17 protein-coding genes are annotated in these 15,649 nt (G+C 57.0%); 11 read left to right on the top strand and 6 right to left on the bottom strand.

Going from position 1 to position 15,649, the window contains the following annotated elements; genetic code table 11:
• Window position 1: 1 nt before the first annotated feature.
• Window positions 2-376, top strand: coding sequence for a hypothetical protein (locus tag EXR70_12775; GenBank protein MSP39356.1), 375 nt, complete (start codon window positions 2-4; stop codon window positions 374-376).
• A 28-nt stretch (window positions 377-404) separates the two neighbouring features.
• Window positions 405-1,136, top strand: a complete 732-nt coding sequence (locus EXR70_12780) for an SAM-dependent methyltransferase (protein MSP39357.1) — start codon at window positions 405-407, stop codon at window positions 1,134-1,136.
• 68 nt (window positions 1,137-1,204) lie between these two features.
• Here EXR70_12780 and EXR70_12785 read toward each other — a convergent pair whose 3' ends face one another.
• Window positions 1,205-2,281 carry an LLM class flavin-dependent oxidoreductase gene (locus EXR70_12785; protein ID MSP39358.1) on the bottom strand — a complete coding sequence of 359 codons (1,077 nt, stop codon included), beginning with the start codon at window positions 2,279-2,281 and terminating at the stop codon, window positions 1,205-1,207.
• 153 nt (window positions 2,282-2,434) lie between these two features.
• On the bottom strand, window positions 2,435-3,376 hold the full coding sequence (locus EXR70_12790; protein MSP39359.1) for an ornithine cyclodeaminase family protein: 942 nt from the start codon (window positions 3,374-3,376) through the stop codon (window positions 2,435-2,437).
• Between the two features lie 124 nt (window positions 3,377-3,500).
• Between EXR70_12790 and EXR70_12795 the strand changes: the two genes are divergently transcribed.
• The 4 genes from EXR70_12795 (at window position 3,501) to EXR70_12810 (ending at window position 7,516) form a co-directional block, all read left to right on the top strand.
• Window positions 3,501-4,298: a hypothetical protein gene (locus tag EXR70_12795; protein ID MSP39360.1), complete on the top strand. Its 798-nt coding sequence runs from the start codon at window positions 3,501-3,503 to the stop codon at window positions 4,296-4,298.
• Between the two features lie 25 nt (window positions 4,299-4,323).
• A complete protein-coding gene (locus tag EXR70_12800) occupies window positions 4,324-5,667 on the top strand; it encodes an MFS transporter (GenBank protein ID MSP39361.1) in 1,344 nt (447 codons plus the stop codon).
• Between the two features lie 48 nt (window positions 5,668-5,715).
• Window positions 5,716-6,636: a methyltransferase domain-containing protein gene (locus tag EXR70_12805; protein ID MSP39362.1), complete on the top strand. Its 921-nt coding sequence runs from the start codon at window positions 5,716-5,718 to the stop codon at window positions 6,634-6,636.
• A 247-nt stretch (window positions 6,637-6,883) separates the two neighbouring features.
• On the top strand, window positions 6,884-7,516 hold the full coding sequence (locus EXR70_12810; GenBank protein MSP39363.1) for a methyltransferase domain-containing protein: 633 nt from the start codon (window positions 6,884-6,886) through the stop codon (window positions 7,514-7,516).
• Between the two features lie 166 nt (window positions 7,517-7,682).
• On the opposite strand, the gene EXR70_12815 is transcribed toward EXR70_12810, so the two are convergent.
• From EXR70_12815 to EXR70_12830, 4 genes are all read right to left on the bottom strand, one after another.
• Complete coding sequence (locus EXR70_12815; protein MSP39364.1) at window positions 7,683-8,636, bottom strand: ABC transporter substrate-binding protein; 954 nt, start codon at window positions 8,634-8,636, stop codon at window positions 7,683-7,685.
• A gap of 230 nt (window positions 8,637-8,866) precedes the next feature.
• On the bottom strand, window positions 8,867-9,613 hold the full coding sequence (locus tag EXR70_12820) for an SDR family oxidoreductase (protein ID MSP39365.1): 747 nt from the start codon (window positions 9,611-9,613) through the stop codon (window positions 8,867-8,869).
• 140 nt (window positions 9,614-9,753) lie between these two features.
• Window positions 9,754-10,710, bottom strand: a complete 957-nt coding sequence (locus EXR70_12825) for an ABC transporter substrate-binding protein (protein MSP39366.1) — start codon at window positions 10,708-10,710, stop codon at window positions 9,754-9,756.
• Between the two features lie 117 nt (window positions 10,711-10,827).
• Window positions 10,828-11,658, bottom strand: coding sequence for a sulfurtransferase (locus tag EXR70_12830; GenBank protein ID MSP39367.1), 831 nt, complete (start codon window positions 11,656-11,658; stop codon window positions 10,828-10,830).
• Between EXR70_12830 and EXR70_12835 the strand changes: the two genes are divergently transcribed.
• The 5 genes from EXR70_12835 (at window position 11,536) to tilS (ending at window position 15,487) form a co-directional block, all read left to right on the top strand.
• Window positions 11,536-12,828 (top strand): carotenoid 1,2-hydratase, encoded by a 1,293-nt coding sequence (locus EXR70_12835; GenBank protein MSP39368.1) that lies wholly within the window; start codon window positions 11,536-11,538, stop codon window positions 12,826-12,828. The two genes, EXR70_12830 and EXR70_12835, sit on opposite strands and share 123 nt — an antisense overlap.
• Window positions 12,829-12,914: 86 nt before the next feature.
• Window positions 12,915-13,160: a ribbon-helix-helix domain-containing protein gene (locus EXR70_12840; protein ID MSP39369.1), complete on the top strand. Its 246-nt coding sequence runs from the start codon at window positions 12,915-12,917 to the stop codon at window positions 13,158-13,160.
• On the top strand, window positions 13,157-13,573 hold the full coding sequence (locus tag EXR70_12845; GenBank protein MSP39370.1) for a PIN domain-containing protein: 417 nt from the start codon (window positions 13,157-13,159) through the stop codon (window positions 13,571-13,573). Before EXR70_12840 ends, EXR70_12845 begins: the two co-directional genes overlap by 4 nt.
• A 105-nt stretch (window positions 13,574-13,678) precedes the next feature.
• Window positions 13,679-13,948, top strand: coding sequence for a hypothetical protein (locus tag EXR70_12850; protein MSP39371.1), 270 nt, complete (start codon window positions 13,679-13,681; stop codon window positions 13,946-13,948).
• 129 nt (window positions 13,949-14,077) lie between these two features.
• Window positions 14,078-15,487 carry a tRNA lysidine(34) synthetase TilS gene (gene tilS / locus EXR70_12855; GenBank protein MSP39372.1) on the top strand — a complete coding sequence of 470 codons (1,410 nt, stop codon included), beginning with the start codon at window positions 14,078-14,080 and terminating at the stop codon, window positions 15,485-15,487.
• The last annotated feature ends 162 nt before the right edge of the window (window positions 15,488-15,649 follow it).

The following is a 15,649-nucleotide window of genomic DNA, read 5'->3' on the forward strand; positions in this document are numbered from 1 at the left end:
AGTGGTCGATGGTACTTTTGACAAACTGCTGTTGCCGCAGGATGGCTCTCTCGATTTCGTCCTGATCCATCTCAATTATCATGATGTCGATCCGGCCATGCGCGGCGCCATGAACAAATCGATTCTCGGCGCGCTCAAACGGGGCGGCACCTACGCCGTGGTCGATCACTCGGCCAAGGACGGCACGGGCAACGAGGCGAATAAGACGCTGCATCGCATCGACAAAGGCCAAGTGATCAAAGACGTGACCGCCGCCGGTTTCACCTTCGGTAACGAAGGCGACATGCTGCGCGTGCCCAGCGACCCGCGCGATTTCAACGTCAACAAAGAGCGCAACAAAGACGATCGTTTTGTCTTGGCGTTTCAAAAACCGTAGGCTGTTACGGCTTCTTGGCTAGGAGTGGATGATGACTATTGTCCGACATTTGATCGATAAACGAATGCTACCGATGGTCGTCGCGTTAGCCTTCGCCGGCTGCGCGGCGACATCGATGGTGGTGAACTACGGCGAGATTCTCACCAACGTGAACCGTCCCGAAACGGAGCGCGCCATCGACGCGGTGCGCAAGCCCAACGAGGTGATGGCTTTCTACGGCGTGAAGAGCGGTCAAAAAGTCGCCGATATTTTAGCCAGCCGCGGTTACTATACGGCGATCTTATCGCAGCTGGTTGGCGCCCAAGGCGTTGTCTACTCGGCCAATCCCGCGCCGCGCCAAGAGTTGCACGACCGATTGAAGCAGCCGGGCATGAGTAATGTGCGCGTGCTCGATGGGCCGTTCGATAAATTGGCGCTGCCCCAGGATGCTTCGCTCGATTTTGTTTTGCTCCATCTCGATTATCACGAAATCGCCGCCGACGTGCGCGGCGCGATGAACAAACGCCTCATCGGCGCGCTCAAACCGGGCGGCAGCTACGGCGTCGTCGATCATTCCGCCAAAGAAGGCGTCGGCGACAGCGAAGCGAAAACCCTGCACCGCATGGACAAGCTGTTGGTAATTAAGGAGGCGACCAGCGTCGGTTTTCGCTTGGCCGAAGAAGGCAAGATGCTAAGCCGCGCCGACGACACGCGGGATTTTAGCGTCACCAAGATCCGCGACCGAAGCGATCGCTTTGTGCTCAAATTTGTCAAGCCGTGAGCGTTTGAATCCAGTTTGCGTCATCATACGGGCGCAGCATGATGCGCTCTTAGCAATTTTCTATTCGACTAGCGCAGCGCCGGCACCACTTGCTCGGCGAGCAGTTTGATCGCTTCATCATAATCCGGTCCGAGTTTGGCGAAGGCGACGTGGTCGTAGCCGAGCTTTTCGGCGTCGGCGACGAGTTCGATGATTTGATCTCGCACTTCTTCCGGCCTACCGGCGGCGTAGTAGCAGCGCAGCATTTGGTCGGTGACCAGTGTCGATGCTTGTTCGACCGTGGCGCCGGATTCGAAGGCGGCTTTCAATTTCAGCACTTGTTCGCGCGCTACTCCCATTCGACTATATTCCTCCGGCGTAAAACCCAGCGCTTCCCATTGCAGGATTGAATGCGCGACCTGGCGCTTGGGAAATTCGATCGCTGCTTCTCGGTTGCTGGAAATGGAAACATTCAGCTCGCAGACTTTGCGCAGCCGTTTGTTGGGATTCACAGCCTTCGCCGCAGCTTCAGCGGTTGCGATCATTTCTTCTAATCTGCCTGCTTTGAGCATCGGAATGTAAGTTCCTGAACTCAGCAATCCATCCATCACTTGGCCGCATAGACGCAATGCCTGCGGGCCGTTGCCGCCGCCGTAAAATTTGAAGCTCGCTTGGGGCTTGAAAGCGAGTTGGAATTTTCCGCTTTCTTGCAAGCGATAGTATTCGCAGAGAAAAGGATATTCGCCGTAGGAGAGTGCTTCGCCTGCGAGCGCGCGGCGCAATAGTTGGGTGGTCTCGCGGACCATGGCGATGGGCTTGGCCGTCTGCAGATGCTGCGGCGCTTGGCCGAGATCGCCGCGGGCGATGCCGATACTGATCTCTTCACCGGGGCGTAATTCCGATAACGCGCCGAGAGCGTCGGCGATGTCGAGCGGATTGTGAAAGTAGGGCACCATGACCGCGGTGCCCAGCCGGATCGGCACCCGCGCAGCGACGGCGGTCATGACCACCAGCTGGCTGCGGTAGCGGATGTTGTCGTTGAACCAGAGCTGGCAGAAGCCGTTATCGCGCGCCAGCTCGGCTTGGCGGATCAATTCGGGCACGGTGTAATGATTCGCCAGATGAGTGACGAATTGTAGGCCGAGCTCGCCGGTGAAGATTGCCATAGTTTGCTGTTCTCAGCGCTAGCGGCGTCGTTAGCTATTGGCCGATCTGATTTATCACCACGAAGGACACGAAGATCACGAAGTTCGGAATTTGAACTATCCGAACCCGTCGTGTCCTTCGTGCCTTCGTGGTGAAAGTATTATTTCGCTCGGTTAGAATTCAGTCACGTTCCGCAGTTTCATTTTCTTGCGCTTGGCCTGATCGAGGACGAATTTTCCCACGGCGAGATCTTCGTCGGCAATGCCGTTGGATTGGAAAAATATTCTTTTCGGCCGCGGTCGCGGCGCGCCGCCGGCGACGTATTTTTCCAGGGGGATAATATCTTCCCAGCGCGCGCTGCCGCTTTGGCAGGCTTCGACCAAGTCGCCGCTGTCGGCTTTCGCCGCGGCGATGTCGTCGGTGACGATCAAGTCCATGCGCCGGATTAAATCATTCGAGACCTCGTGTTTCACCGTGGCGTTGGCGCCGATGGAGGCGACCAGGACATCGTCTTTGAGATTGTTGCCGGTGGCCACCGGCGTCGTCGAATCGGTGGAGACGACCAAAATATCGGACAGTCCTTCGCACTCGTCGATGCTGTCGACTTCTTTCCAGTCGGCTTTGACGACTTTGCTCATTTGCTTGATGAAATCTTTGCGCCGTTTCGGCGTGCGGCCCCAGACGACTACTTGTTCGATGGCGCAGCTTTCGGCCACCGCTTCGACTTGAAAGGTCGCTTGCCAGCCGGGGCCGATGACTCCCAGCACTTTGCTGTTGGCCGGCGCGAGATATTTGGCCGCGACGCCGGTGGCGGCGCCGGTGCGCAGGCTGCTCAAGTAGGCCATGTTGACGATCCCTTGTATGCCGCCCTTGCCGCCGTGGAAAAGCGTGACGATGTTGGCGCCGGCGGCGTAGGAGCGCAGGCAGATCAAGTCAGAATCTTGGTGCCAGGCGGCCATCATGTTCAATTGCTTGGAGCTACCCTTCAAGCGGCGGCGCGGCACGCTGCGCATTTTTCCCGCGGCGCGGTCGCGGAACATTTTGTCGACCTGGGCGACGGCTTGGGACATGTCGATGAGTTTTCGAGTTTGCGCTTCGCTGATGATGACGGCCATGAATAAAAATCCTCCATGGGTTCTATAGCCTAAGGGTAAAGTTGGGGCAAGGCGTTGGGAATTTCGCCGGCGATCGTCTATACAACAGACGTTAACCCGCTACGTGCATGAAAAGGAGTCGGCGATGGCCCAGCCGACCAATCAAGCGAAACTTTGTCCCCATTGCGCCAACAGCGTCGCGCTTGACGCCGTGAAGTGTCCTTACTGCAAGGCGGAGTTGAGCGCGTCGTCGTCGCGCGATTTTGTGATTGGGACAGCGGCGGATAAAGAACCGGTTGAAACCCACGTGACCGTTACCGGCGAAACGCGGCCGATAAAATTCATCGCCTTTGGCGCGGCATTTTTGCTGCTGGCGTTAGTTGGCGGCGGCGTTTGGCTCAGCCAGCGCCGCGCCGGCGATTCGGCTCTCGGGCTTGGGGAAAAATCCAACGAGCTGCAGGAAAAAAATCAGACGATTAAAACTCTCGAAGCGGAGTTGGCGAAGCTGCGCGAGGGCAATCAAGGCAGCGCGAGCCAGACCGACGAACTCAAGAACAAACTCGCCGAGAGCCAAAAAGATCTGGCGGCGCTGGAAAAAAAGTTGGCCGATGCCAATCGTGAGATCGAGCGTTTAGCTTCAGCGCGGCAGACCGCGGCGCCAGCGCGCGCCAATCCGCAGCCGGCGAATTCATCATCATCACCACCGCCTCCACCAACGCCAGCGCGGCGAGTGGCGGAGCCGGGAATTTACGAAGTGGTGCGCACGACTTCGGTGTATGAGGAACCGTCCAGTACGGCGCGCGTGCTGACGCGGGTCGAGCGCACGACCCAGGTGACCGTGGTCCGCGCGGTCGGCGACTATCTCGAAGTGCGCTCGAAACACGATAACCCGCCTGGCTTTATTCGCGCCGATGATGCTATGTTCGTCGGCAGAGCCAACTGAGCGAATGGGGCCGGCGTGACAAGTTATTTCGTGCAATCATGGCGCATTCGATTTCATCCCGACAGCCAGCTCCGAAGGAACCGCCCCATTGGAAGAACCGGCAGCCATCGATTCGACAACCGCGAACATTCGAGCGCAGGGATTTTTAGCCCAAACTTTTTCCTCACTACGCCATAAAAATTATCGTTATCTGTGGTTCGGCACCGTCTGTATGAGCGCCGGCCAATGGATTCAGCAGGTGACGCTGGGCTGGTTGGTGTACGACATCACCGGATCGTCGGTGCTGCTCGGCATGCTCAACGGCCTGCGCGCTTTGCCGTTTCTGCTCGTCAGTCCGGTGGCGGGCGTGGTGGCGGACCGCACCGATCGCAAAAAAGTGCTGCTCTTCGCTCAGTATGTTTTGATGTTCACCACCGTACTCATGGGCACGGTGGTGGCGGCCGGCTTCGTGCGCATCTGGCAGGTGTTCACCTTTACTTTCATCACCGCTATCGCTTGGTCCTTCGTCGATCCGGTGCGCCAGAGCATGGTGCCATCGCTGGTGCCCAAGGAAGAATTGATGAACGCCGTAGCGCTCAACTCGGCGGCGTTCAACATGACTAAGGTCGTCGGACCATCGCTGGGCGGCTTGCTGATCGCGCTGTTCGGCGCCAGCGGCAATTTTTTCGTTCAAGGCGCGGCCTACGCCGGCGTGTGTCTTTCGATCTATTGGATGGTGGTGCCGGCCAATTCGGCCCAGGCGCGGCGCACCTCGGCGCTGGAAAATTTAAAAGAGGGAGTGAGTTATGTCTGGTCCAACGACGCGGTGTTCGCGCTCATGATCAGTGCCTTGATTCCGCGCGTCATCGCCATGCCTTACCAAACTTTGATGCCGGTGTTTCAAAAAGACGTGCTCAAGGTCGGGCCCGAAGGCTTGGGTATGTTGTACGCCGCCCCTGGGCTTGGCGCGTGTCTCGCCGGCTTTGCTCTGGCGACTTTGTCGAGCCGCATTCGTCGCCAAGGCATCGTTTTGCTATCCAGTTTGATCGCCCTCGGGATCGGCATGAATATTTTCGCCTGGACGACTTCGTTTGTCCTCGCGCTGATCGTGCTGGTGGCGATCGGCGCCTGCCAGATTTTTTATATGGCGACGACCAACACCATGCTGCAAGTGCTTGTGCCCGATCATTTGCGCGGTCGGGTGATGAGCATTTACATGCTCGACCGTGGGCTGATGCCGATCGGCGCCATGAGCGCCGGCGTCAGCGCGCACTGGATCGGGGCGCCGGCGACGGTGGGTTATATGGGCTTGGTGGTAATCGTGCTGGCGCTATTTCTCGCCTGGCGGTCGCCAGTGATCCGCGATCTGGCCGTCACCATGGACCATTGACTTGCCCCGGCTGAACTTCCTATGATCGTAACGCGATCGGGAGGCGTTATGAAATTTTTAGCGCTGCTGGTTTTTCTTCTTCATTCTACCGTCGGCATTCACGCCGCGGCCGGCCAAGGGTTTCGCGGCTCTTATAGCGCGCCGCGCGGCGCGGTCGTGACCAGCAGCTCCGGTTCCACGGTGATTGACGCGCGCTCGGGATTTGCCCACGGCACGGTGATCGTCAGTCCGCCGGTGCGAGGTTTTGCTGTGGCGCCCAACGTGCAGTTTTATGCGCCGCCGCTTGTCGTCGCGCCGCAGTTCGTGCCGCAACACTATTATCCCTACCGTTACGCGCCGGTGGCACGCTATCCGAGCGTGGTGATCATCGACACTCCTTACGTTTCGGAGCGGACGATCGTGACCCAAATCGCCCCCGGCGTGCTGCGGTCCGAGCGGCGTCCGACTGAAGTTCCTCCCGGCGATCCGCGCACGCGGACAGCCGGACAGTTGGCGCCCTTTGATCCGACGCCTCAGGAAGTGGTCGAACGCATGCTCAAGCTGGCCGCTCTCAATAGCGGCGACGTGCTCTACGATCTCGGCGCCGGCGACGGCCGCGTGGTAATCGCCGCGGCGAAAAAGTATGGCGCCAAGGCGGTCGGTTTCGAGATCGATCCTGGTCTAGTCAAGTTGGCGCGGGAAAATGTTCGTAAACAAGGCGTGGAGCATCTCGTCGAAATCCGCCAACAGGATTTTCTGAGTGCTGAATTATCGCCCGCTTCGGTGGTGACGTTGTATCTATCTTACGACGGCAACTTGGCATTGCGGCAGAAGCTCTTGAATGAACTCAAGCCCGGCGCGCGGCTGGTATCGTATACTTTCGACATGGGTCAGTGGCAGCCCAAGATCACGGAACGTTATCGCGACGGCGGCGGCGACATGCATGTGATTTATTTTTGGCAGATCGGCGAACCGCTGGCGTTCCGTTAAGCGCGACAGTGCTACAATCAAAAAAGGAAGAACATATTCACCACGAAGGACACGAAGAGCACGAAGGTCGGAGTAATAATTATCCGAAACCTTCGTGTCCTTCGTGCTCTTCGTGGTGAGATAGGTCTTCTCATTCAACGGGAAAATTTGGAGCTTTACTAAAACAATGAACGGCGGCGAGCACATTGCACGTCTACTCTTAGGCTTCGTCATTTGGTTGCCGATTGGCAATGCTCACGCGCAAGACTTGCGCGCGATTCTGGCCGATCGCGATCGGCCGGACAACGAACGGGCGATGGATGGGGATCGTAAGCCGGAACAGCTGATAATATTTTTCAACGTGAAGGTTGGCGCGAAAAGCGCCGATCTGATGGCGGGAGCGGGTTATTACACGGCGCTATTGGCGTTGACCGTCGGTCCCAGCGGTGTGGTCTACTCGGCGAATCCGTCGATCAAGCGGCAAACCCGCGAGCGTTTCAGCGCGCCTCGTTTCGCCAACGTTAAATTACTGGAAGGGGCGATGGAGCAAGTGGCATTGCCGGCCGACGGCTCGCTGGATTTTATCTTGATCCATCTCGACTATCATATGATCGGCGCGCCGGCGCGGCTGGAGATGAACCGGCGAATTTTCGCTGCGCTCAAAAGCGGCGGGATTTACGGCGTGGTCGATCACGCCGCCAAAGAAGGCGCCGGCGAGGACGACCGCAAGAAATTGCATCGCATCGACAAACAGATCGTGGTCAAAGAAACCGCCGGCGCCGGTTTTAGATTCGCCAGCGAAGCACTCATGCTGCGCCACGCCGCCGACGCTCACGATCAGCCGTCACAAAAACTCTACGGTAAAAGCGATCGCTTCGTTGTGGCGTTGCGCAAGCCGTAGCAGGTTGCTGAAAAACTCTATCGGAGTCCTTCGACAAGCTCAGGACGAACGGAGATGGACTTGAAGTAATTCCGTTCATGCTGATCCCTCGACAGGCTCGGGACTAAAGGCTGTCGAGGGGGCCGCCCTGAGGCCGCTCGAAGGGTCGAAGCGTGTTCCAAATTATTTATGCCGTGCTGCCATACAACTTATCGATGAAACCGGTGTCGTCGATCTTGCGCAGATAGTGCAGGTCCCAGGGCTCCATTGGTCCGATGTGTTGCATCTTGGGATCTTTGCCGACGTCGAGATCGTAGACGTTTTGAATCGCCGCCGGCAGCGGATAGGGTTTCTTGTTGAGCAGCTTGGCCCACTCCCGTTGCAGGTGCACGTAGTATTCATCTTCCGGCAGACCGAAACGGGTGGCTAAGTTTTTCTTCAAGATGGCTACGACTTCCATCGGTTTAGTCTTAAAGTAGTGCAGCGCTTCGATGAAGCCTTTGATGAAGGCGTCGACGGTCTCCGGGTTTTCCTTGATGTAGTCGGTGGTGGCGAGCAGCGTGGTGTTGTGAATCACCGGCCGGTCCGGCAAGTCGACGACGTGCAAGCCCTTCTTGATGCCATAAAGATCGAAGGGCATATCGACCAGCGCGGCGACCGCTTTGCCGGCGGTGATCTCGTCGACGAAGTCCAAAAACTTTCCCGAAGTGTCGTCGATGACGTCCATATTGATTTCGCTAGGCTTGAGGCCGCAGATTTCCAGCACCGCGCGCAGATTGCCCGACACGCAGGGCGCCTTGGAATGGCAGACGATTTTTTTGCCTTTTAAATCTTCGACAGTTTTGATTTCCGGTATCGCCACCAACCGATCGTCCCAATTGTTTTGCGCCTGGGCCAAATAGGTCAGCCGTTTTTCACCCTTGGCGCGTTCGCGATAGGTTTCGTGATGCAGGCCGCTCAGAAAATCGATCTCGCCGGCAAGCGCGAGCTTGGCGCGGTGCGCCATGGTCGGTGCTTTGGCACCGCCGACGATGTGCAAATCGATTTCGAAGCCGTATTTCTCCATGACCTTCGATTCTTTGAAGACGTAGAGAAATGGCAGATGGGATGAATCGCTGGCGAGCAGATCGAGCGTGCGCATGGTTTGTCTCCTTACTTGGGTTCGGAATGAATCGTTAATGCCGTGAGTGTCTCTTTAACGCAGGTTGCGGCCGATGTTCAAACGGTTTGAATGAATATCCCTCGATACAGCCCTGCGGGCTTACTCGGGGAAACGGAAGCTTACATGGCCGCGGTCCTGAGTAGGCTCGGAGAGCCGTAGCGAAGGGTGTATTTAGTTTCGACGTTTTGAACGGATGTTAATTCCGGCAGCTAGAAGTCCCGTCGACCTTCGTTCCATTCTTGGGCCTTGATGACTTTCCCGGTGACTGCGGGTCTATCTTGTTGGGCGAGAAACAGCACTAGCGGCACGACCACTTCAGGCTCCTGGCCGCCGCGGCCGTCGACGTTGACCCGGCCGCCGGGATGGATCGCGTTGGCACTGATGTTGTGAGAGTGACTTTCCTTGGCGACGGTTTTCATCAACCCTTCCACCGCATGTTTCGAGGCCACATAGGCGGATTTGCCGGCAACGCCTTGATGGCCGGCGTTGGATGAGATGCCGAGGATGACGCCGTGTTGCTGTCGGATCATGTGCGGCAAGGCGAAATGGGTGCACAGATAGACCGCGCGCAGGTTCACGCCCATGAGCAAATCCCAATCGCTTACCGGCACTTGGTCTGTCGGTCGTTGGCGCAAGCAACGCCAGTCTTCGTAGACGCCGTCGTCGTGAACTTCCATACGCAGGCCGGCGTTGTTGATCAAGATGTCGAGCCGGCCGAACTTCTGAACGCATAAATTGATCAGCTCTTGCGCCGAGGATTCCTGGCTCAAGTCGCCGACAAAGAATTCTCCGATGCGACTCCGTGCGGCGATCTCTTGTTGAACTTTTTTGACGCCGTCATCGCGCACGTCGGCGAGCATGACTTTGGCGCCGGCGATGGCCAGACCGAGCGCCATGGCGCGGCCGAGACCGCTGCCGGCGCCGGTGACGATGGCTGCTTGTTCGGTGATTTTCATAGTTTCAGCAATTCGTGGGTTTTAAGAATCTCCCCTAGCCGCTCTTTTTCAAAGAGGGAACTCGATCGCAGAATCTTTCCCCCTTTGAAAAAGGGGGATCAAGGGGGATTTTCTTATCAGACAAAAACTTTGCATCACAGTCACATTCCCAGTTCGCGCTGCACTTCGCGCAAGAGTGTCATGTCATGGGCGACGCTGACCGGCACGTTGGTTTTCTTAGTCTGCTGCTGGATGAAAGCCCATTCGATGCTCAGGTCGTCGTCGGTCAGCAAGCCGTTTTTGCTGAAGCCGGGCTTGGCCAGCTCCAGCGAGCGCGCGGCGTCTTTTTCATTTGCCCGGGTCCAGTCCATTAATATCTTCGTCGTCTCTTTGGGATTCGTTTGCAACAGTTGCAGGCTCTTCAACGTGGCTCGGATGGTGCGCTTGAGCAATTCCGGTTCCTTTTTAATTTTGTCCTCGTGCACGCCGAGACCGGCGATGGGATTGGCGATGATTTCCGCGGTGTTGCCGAGCAGGCGGTAGCCACGGTTTTCCATTTGCACGTTGGTCGGCAGCGGCATCAAGCTGCCCTGGGCGATATTTTTCTCCATAGCGGCGACGCGCGCCGGCGTCGCGCCCATGGCGAGCAGTTGATATTCGCCTTTCTTCAATCCCAGGTGCTGCAAATGTTTTTCCGTGAGAATCGCCTGGGTATTGCCGAAGGAGCTGACCGCGAAAACTTTGCCTTTGAGATCGTTGGCGGAAGCAATCTCCGGGCGCACCACCAGAGAAAACAGCGGTCGTGAATTTAACGCCGCGATCACTTTGGTTCCCAAGCCTTGCATGGCGCCGTTGAGTACCGGCGAGATGTTCAACGAAAAGTCTATATAGCCGTTGGCCAGCGCGATGGTGGCGACGTTGCCGTTCATCTGGATCAGTTGCGGTTCGAGCCCTTCGCTGCGAAAGAAACCTCTTTCGATGGCGACCTTGACCGGAAACCAAGTCATGCTCACCGCCGAGTAGGACAGCGTGATCTTACGCGCCTCGGCGCCGGCGGTGAGATCAGGTCGCGCAAACCCGATCAGTGACAGTACCGAGAGGAGAAGGAGTGTGTTCATTTGATGGTTACCGATTCATTTGGGCAATGTTTTCACCACGAAGGCACGAAGGTCACGAAGGGTTGAAAATGTGTTTCCTAACTTCGTGCTCTTCGTGTCTTCGTGGTGAGGCGTCTGTTATTTTTTCGTCGGCACTTCCAGCGGTAGATCCGTGCGGTCGCCCCATTCCTTCCACGAGCCGATGTAGTTGCGGACTTTCGGATAGCCCAGTAGTCGCAGAGCGATGTAGCCGTGGGCGGCGCGGTAGCCGCCCTGGCAGTAGGCATAGACTTCTTTCTCAGGTGTGATGCCGGCTTTGTCGTACATCGCTTTCAGTTCTTGGTTCGATTTGAACTTGCCTTCGGCATTGAGGTTGTCGGTCCATTCGATGAGGATTGAGCGCGGGATCGCACCGCCGCGGGCGGCCCGTACCGTAGTGCCGAAATGTTCGCCGGCGCTGCGGGTGTCGAGGATAACGGTGTCTTTCTCATCGAGGGCGCGCAAAACATCATCGGCGGTGGCCAGAACCTCGCGCCGTTCGGCGGTTTTGAAGGTCGATGCCTTTGGCGCTGCTCCGTCGGTGGTCACCGGCGCGCCGCCGGCGCGCCACGCTTGCATGCCGCCATCAAGTATCTTGACGTTTGGATGGCCGTAGTATTCCAAAAACCACAGGCCGCGAGCGGCGCGCATGCCGGAGTTCTCTTCGTAAAAGACCACTTCTTTAGTTTCGCTGACGCCGCGCAGTTCGAGCACGTGATGGATCATGAACATGAACGCTTTGAGCGGCGCGTCGCTGGTGTCGGCGAGGCTTAAACCAAAAAGATCGAAGTGGGTGGCGCCGGGAATATGGCCCTTGGCATAGTCTTCGGCCGGCCGGGTATCGATGATGCAAAGATCCGCCGCGCCGAGTTTGTTCCGCAGCGTGGCGGCGTCGATGAGCAGTGTCTCGCGGCTGTATTGCTTTTCCATAGTCTCCCTATAACACTAGTGGAAATGGCACTGCAAATTATCTTGCGGCGTTTGCACTCGCGGCGATGTCTCGCGCGTGGCATCGCGCTGCTCGGCTGTTGGCTGATGACGGTGAGTTTCACTTATAAGCTGGCCGTGCCGGGACGCAAGCTGACGTTTCCCGCGAGCCATTATGCGCATCCCGATTTCAAAACCGAGTGGTGGTATTACACCGGGCAGTTGGCAACTGACAGCGGCAAACGGTACGGCTACCAGGTGACATTTTTTCGTTTTGGTTTGCGCGATCGGCAAAAGGATTCGCCTGGCGCGCCGCTGTTCAGAGATCTTTATATGGCGCATTTCGCGCTAACGGATATCGCCGGCAAGAAAATGCTTTTCCGCGAACGCATCAATCGCGGTTTTGCCGGCAATGCTGCTGTGAGCGGCAGCGGCGACAAGGCGGGCGCGGCGACGGATCGCTATCTGGTTTGGAACGAAGACTGGAAAGTGAGCGGCGATGGGAGCCATCATGCGATTGAGGTCAACGAACGGGGCACGCATTTGCGGCTGTCATTGAATTCCCTCAAGGCGCCGGTCCTGCATGGCGATAAAGGTTTGAGCCAAAAAGACGCCGGCGAGGGGAGGGCTTCCTACTACTATTCGCTGACGCGCATGCAGACCGATGGCGAGCTGACATTTGACGGCAAAAAGGAAAAAGTCCGCGGCGTCACTTGGATGGACCACGAGTTCGGCAGCAATCAGCTCGGCGCCGATCAAGTGGGCTGGGATTGGTTCAGCATCCAGCTCGACAACGATACTGAGTTGATGCTCTATCTCATGCGCCGCAAGGACGGCTCGGTGGACCCGCATTCGAGCGGCACTTTGATTGGCGCCGATGGCACGAGCAAGCATCTCGCCTTGAAAGATTTCCAAGTCGAAGTGTTGGAGCGCTGGAAAAGCGCCAAGAGCGGCGCCAACTATCCGATGAAATGGCGCGTGACGCTGCCCAGCGAACAAATCGAATTGGAAATCAGTCCGGCGTTCGCCGAGCAAGAACTCGGCACGCAGCGCAGCACCCGGGTAACTTATTGGGAAGGCGCGGTGCGGATTCGCGCCAAGGTGCGCGGCCAAACGGCCAACGGCGCCGGCTATGTCGAGATGACGGGCTATGCGGGGAAGCTGACGATATGACCGGACGCTCCTCATAGAGGTGGCTTTACAGCTTAAAAGAGCTGTGTGATACTACTAAGCGGTTTGTATTACAATCGGAGGCGGGCATGTCGAAAAGCGTACGATTCAATCACCAACAGGAAGCGCTCCTGGAGGCGGCCGCGCGGGCGTTAGGTGTTTCTCAGTCAACGCTGATCCGGGAAGCGATCGATGAAAAGTGCCGAGAGGTACTAAGACCGCCGCTTGCTCAGAGCTTAGCGCCGTTCATTGGGCGCATAAAATCCACTGGCGGACTAGCCCGTAAAACCGGTCTCGCTTTCAAGCGCGCCTTGTTGGAGAAAAAAGCTAGATGATTCTCACGGACGCCGGCCCGCTGGTTGCTCTCATCGACAAAGGAGAGCCTGATCACGATGCTTGCGTGGCGTGTCTGCCGAATCTGACCGGTCCCATGGTCACGACGTGGCCCGCTTTCACGGAGGCCATGTATCTTCTCGGTGAAGCCGGCGGTTGGCGGGCGCAGGGAATGCTTTGGAGCATTCTTCAGCAGAGCGATGTCGAAATTGCTGTCCAAAGTTCCGATGACTATGATCGCATGCGCGTCTTGATGCAAAAGTATCAGGATCTTCCCATGGATTTGGCCGATGCATCCCTTGTCCGATTGGCTGAAGAGCGTCGTGTACGGGATATTTTTACACTGGATGAGCGGGACTTTCAGATCTACCGCATTCACGGTCGCCAGAGTTTCCGGCTGTGGCCGGCGAAGTAGTGGGCTGGTCGTATTAGTCACTCCGTTTAAAGATTCAGCCGGTGGCGAGGCGGATCTCAAACGGATCATCGACACTGTTTTGCCGCGGCTAAAGGAGATCACTCGATGAGTCGGATATTAGCCACTAAAGGAACTGAAGTTGAGAAGCCAGTGGACTATTCCACTCTCACAGTTAAAGAGCTTCAGAAACGAATCAAAGATTACGAAACGAAATTTGGCGGCTTCGCTAAATTTTTGCGCGGCTACGATTGCGAGTCCGCTGCGCCAGACGACTATCAGACTCTGATCGATTGGAAATGTTTTCTAAATGAACTTAAAGGCAGAAGGGGCGCGGGGCTTTCTCTGGTTAAAGGCGGTAAAAGTAAGCCGTACTAACTGTTCGTTCGATTGAGCGCTTGAACTCTGTCACGTCCACCCAACCGGATCTACGCTTCCGGGTCAACGTTTGCTGTTGATAGTCATAGGCGCTATTGATTTGCCGCGGATAACCAGCAAGTCTCCTTCATGATTTCTGATTTGGCAAAACGAATTAGGAACTATTCCCAAACCCAAGGCCTAATTTTTCCGTGCGACCATATTCTGGTCGCAGTTTCCGGCGGGCCGGATTCGGTTGCGCTGCTGCTTTTGCTATTCGAATTGCGCGAGGAGCTTGAACTCCAGCTCGAAGTGGCTCACTTGCAGCACGGCATTCGCGGTGAAGAGGCCAAGGAAGATGCGCGCTTCGTCGCGGAGTTGGCGCACGGACTTGGTCTGCCGTTTCATCTCAAAGAGATCGATTTGCCGGAAATTATTTCCACCGCGGGCAAGGGCAATCTCGAAGCGTTGGCGCGCGATGAGCGCTATCGCTTTTTCGCCGATGTGGTTGCCGCGCGCGGGCTGACGAAAGTCGCCGTGGCGCACACTCAAGACGATCAGGCGGAGACCCTGCTGATGCGTTTCTTACGCGGCGCGGGCATGACCGGGTTGTCCTCTATGGCGCCGTCACAGCGAATGTCATCGCTTGCAGATCTCACTGTGATTCGGCCGCTGCTGGGCGTGTCGAAGCGCGAGCTTCTAGATTATCTGGCTGAGAAGCATCAGACGTATCGGTCGGATCGGACCAATCAGGATACCGCCATGCTGCGCAATTGGGTTCGCCTCGAACTGCTGCCCAAGATCGGTGAGCGGCTGGACGGCAGATTGAATGAGCGTTTGGCCCAGCAGGCCGAGTTGCTGCGCGACGAAGACGAAGCGCTGGCGCAACTGGCGCGTGGCAAATTGGCGGAGGTTCGCGACGGCGAGAGTTTGCGCCGACAAGCGTTACTGGACGAGCCCCAAGCGTTGCAACGGCGGATTTTGCGCTTGTGGATCGAATCGCTGCGCGGGAACCTGCGCAGCCTCGACTTCGTTCACATCAAAGATATGTTGCAATTGATCGCCCATGGCGCGCCCCACGGGCGCTTCGCGCTGCCAGGGCGCTGGCAGCTAGAGATCGAGTACGATCGGGTGAAGTTGGTTCGCCTCATCGGACGGCGCACTCGGTCCTGTTATACCTGCGACTTCGTCATCGGTTCGTCGCTAGCGCTCGCGGAAGCGGGCTGGACGGTCGAAAGCGAGCTTCTCGCCAGCCCGGCGCGCTTGCCGGCGGATCCGATGGAGGCGTTTTTCGATGCTGCGCGCTTGCCGCCGGGTTTGGTTATTCGGAATTTTCGAAACGGCGACTTTTTTCAGCCCTTGGGTATGACCGGACATAAGAAAATCAAAGAGCTGTTTATGGAAAAGAAGCTGTCGCTCTCGGCGCGCGCCCTTTGGCCGCTTTTGGCGGCGCCGCGGGAGGTTCTTTGGATTCCTGGCCACGGCCGTAGCGAGGTCGCTAAAATAACTCCTGGGACAACCTCAATTTTGCGGCTAAAACTTGTGTCATTGCGCACTTAGGGATTTAAACTCTATGTGTCGTGGCAACGTCAATATGTCATGTTAACAGCAACGCGATTATGTCAGGGTAGTGCGTTGGGTTGAGGTCGTAAGTTAGAAACCTGGCCATAGCGGAACCCCACCTTGTTGGAGTTGGTTCGATATAGGCCAAGTGTGTGCGTC

The sequence above is a fragment of the Deltaproteobacteria bacterium genome (genome assembly GCA_009692615.1).
Classification (GTDB): Bacteria; Desulfobacterota; Binatia; order UBA9968; family UBA9968; genus DP-20.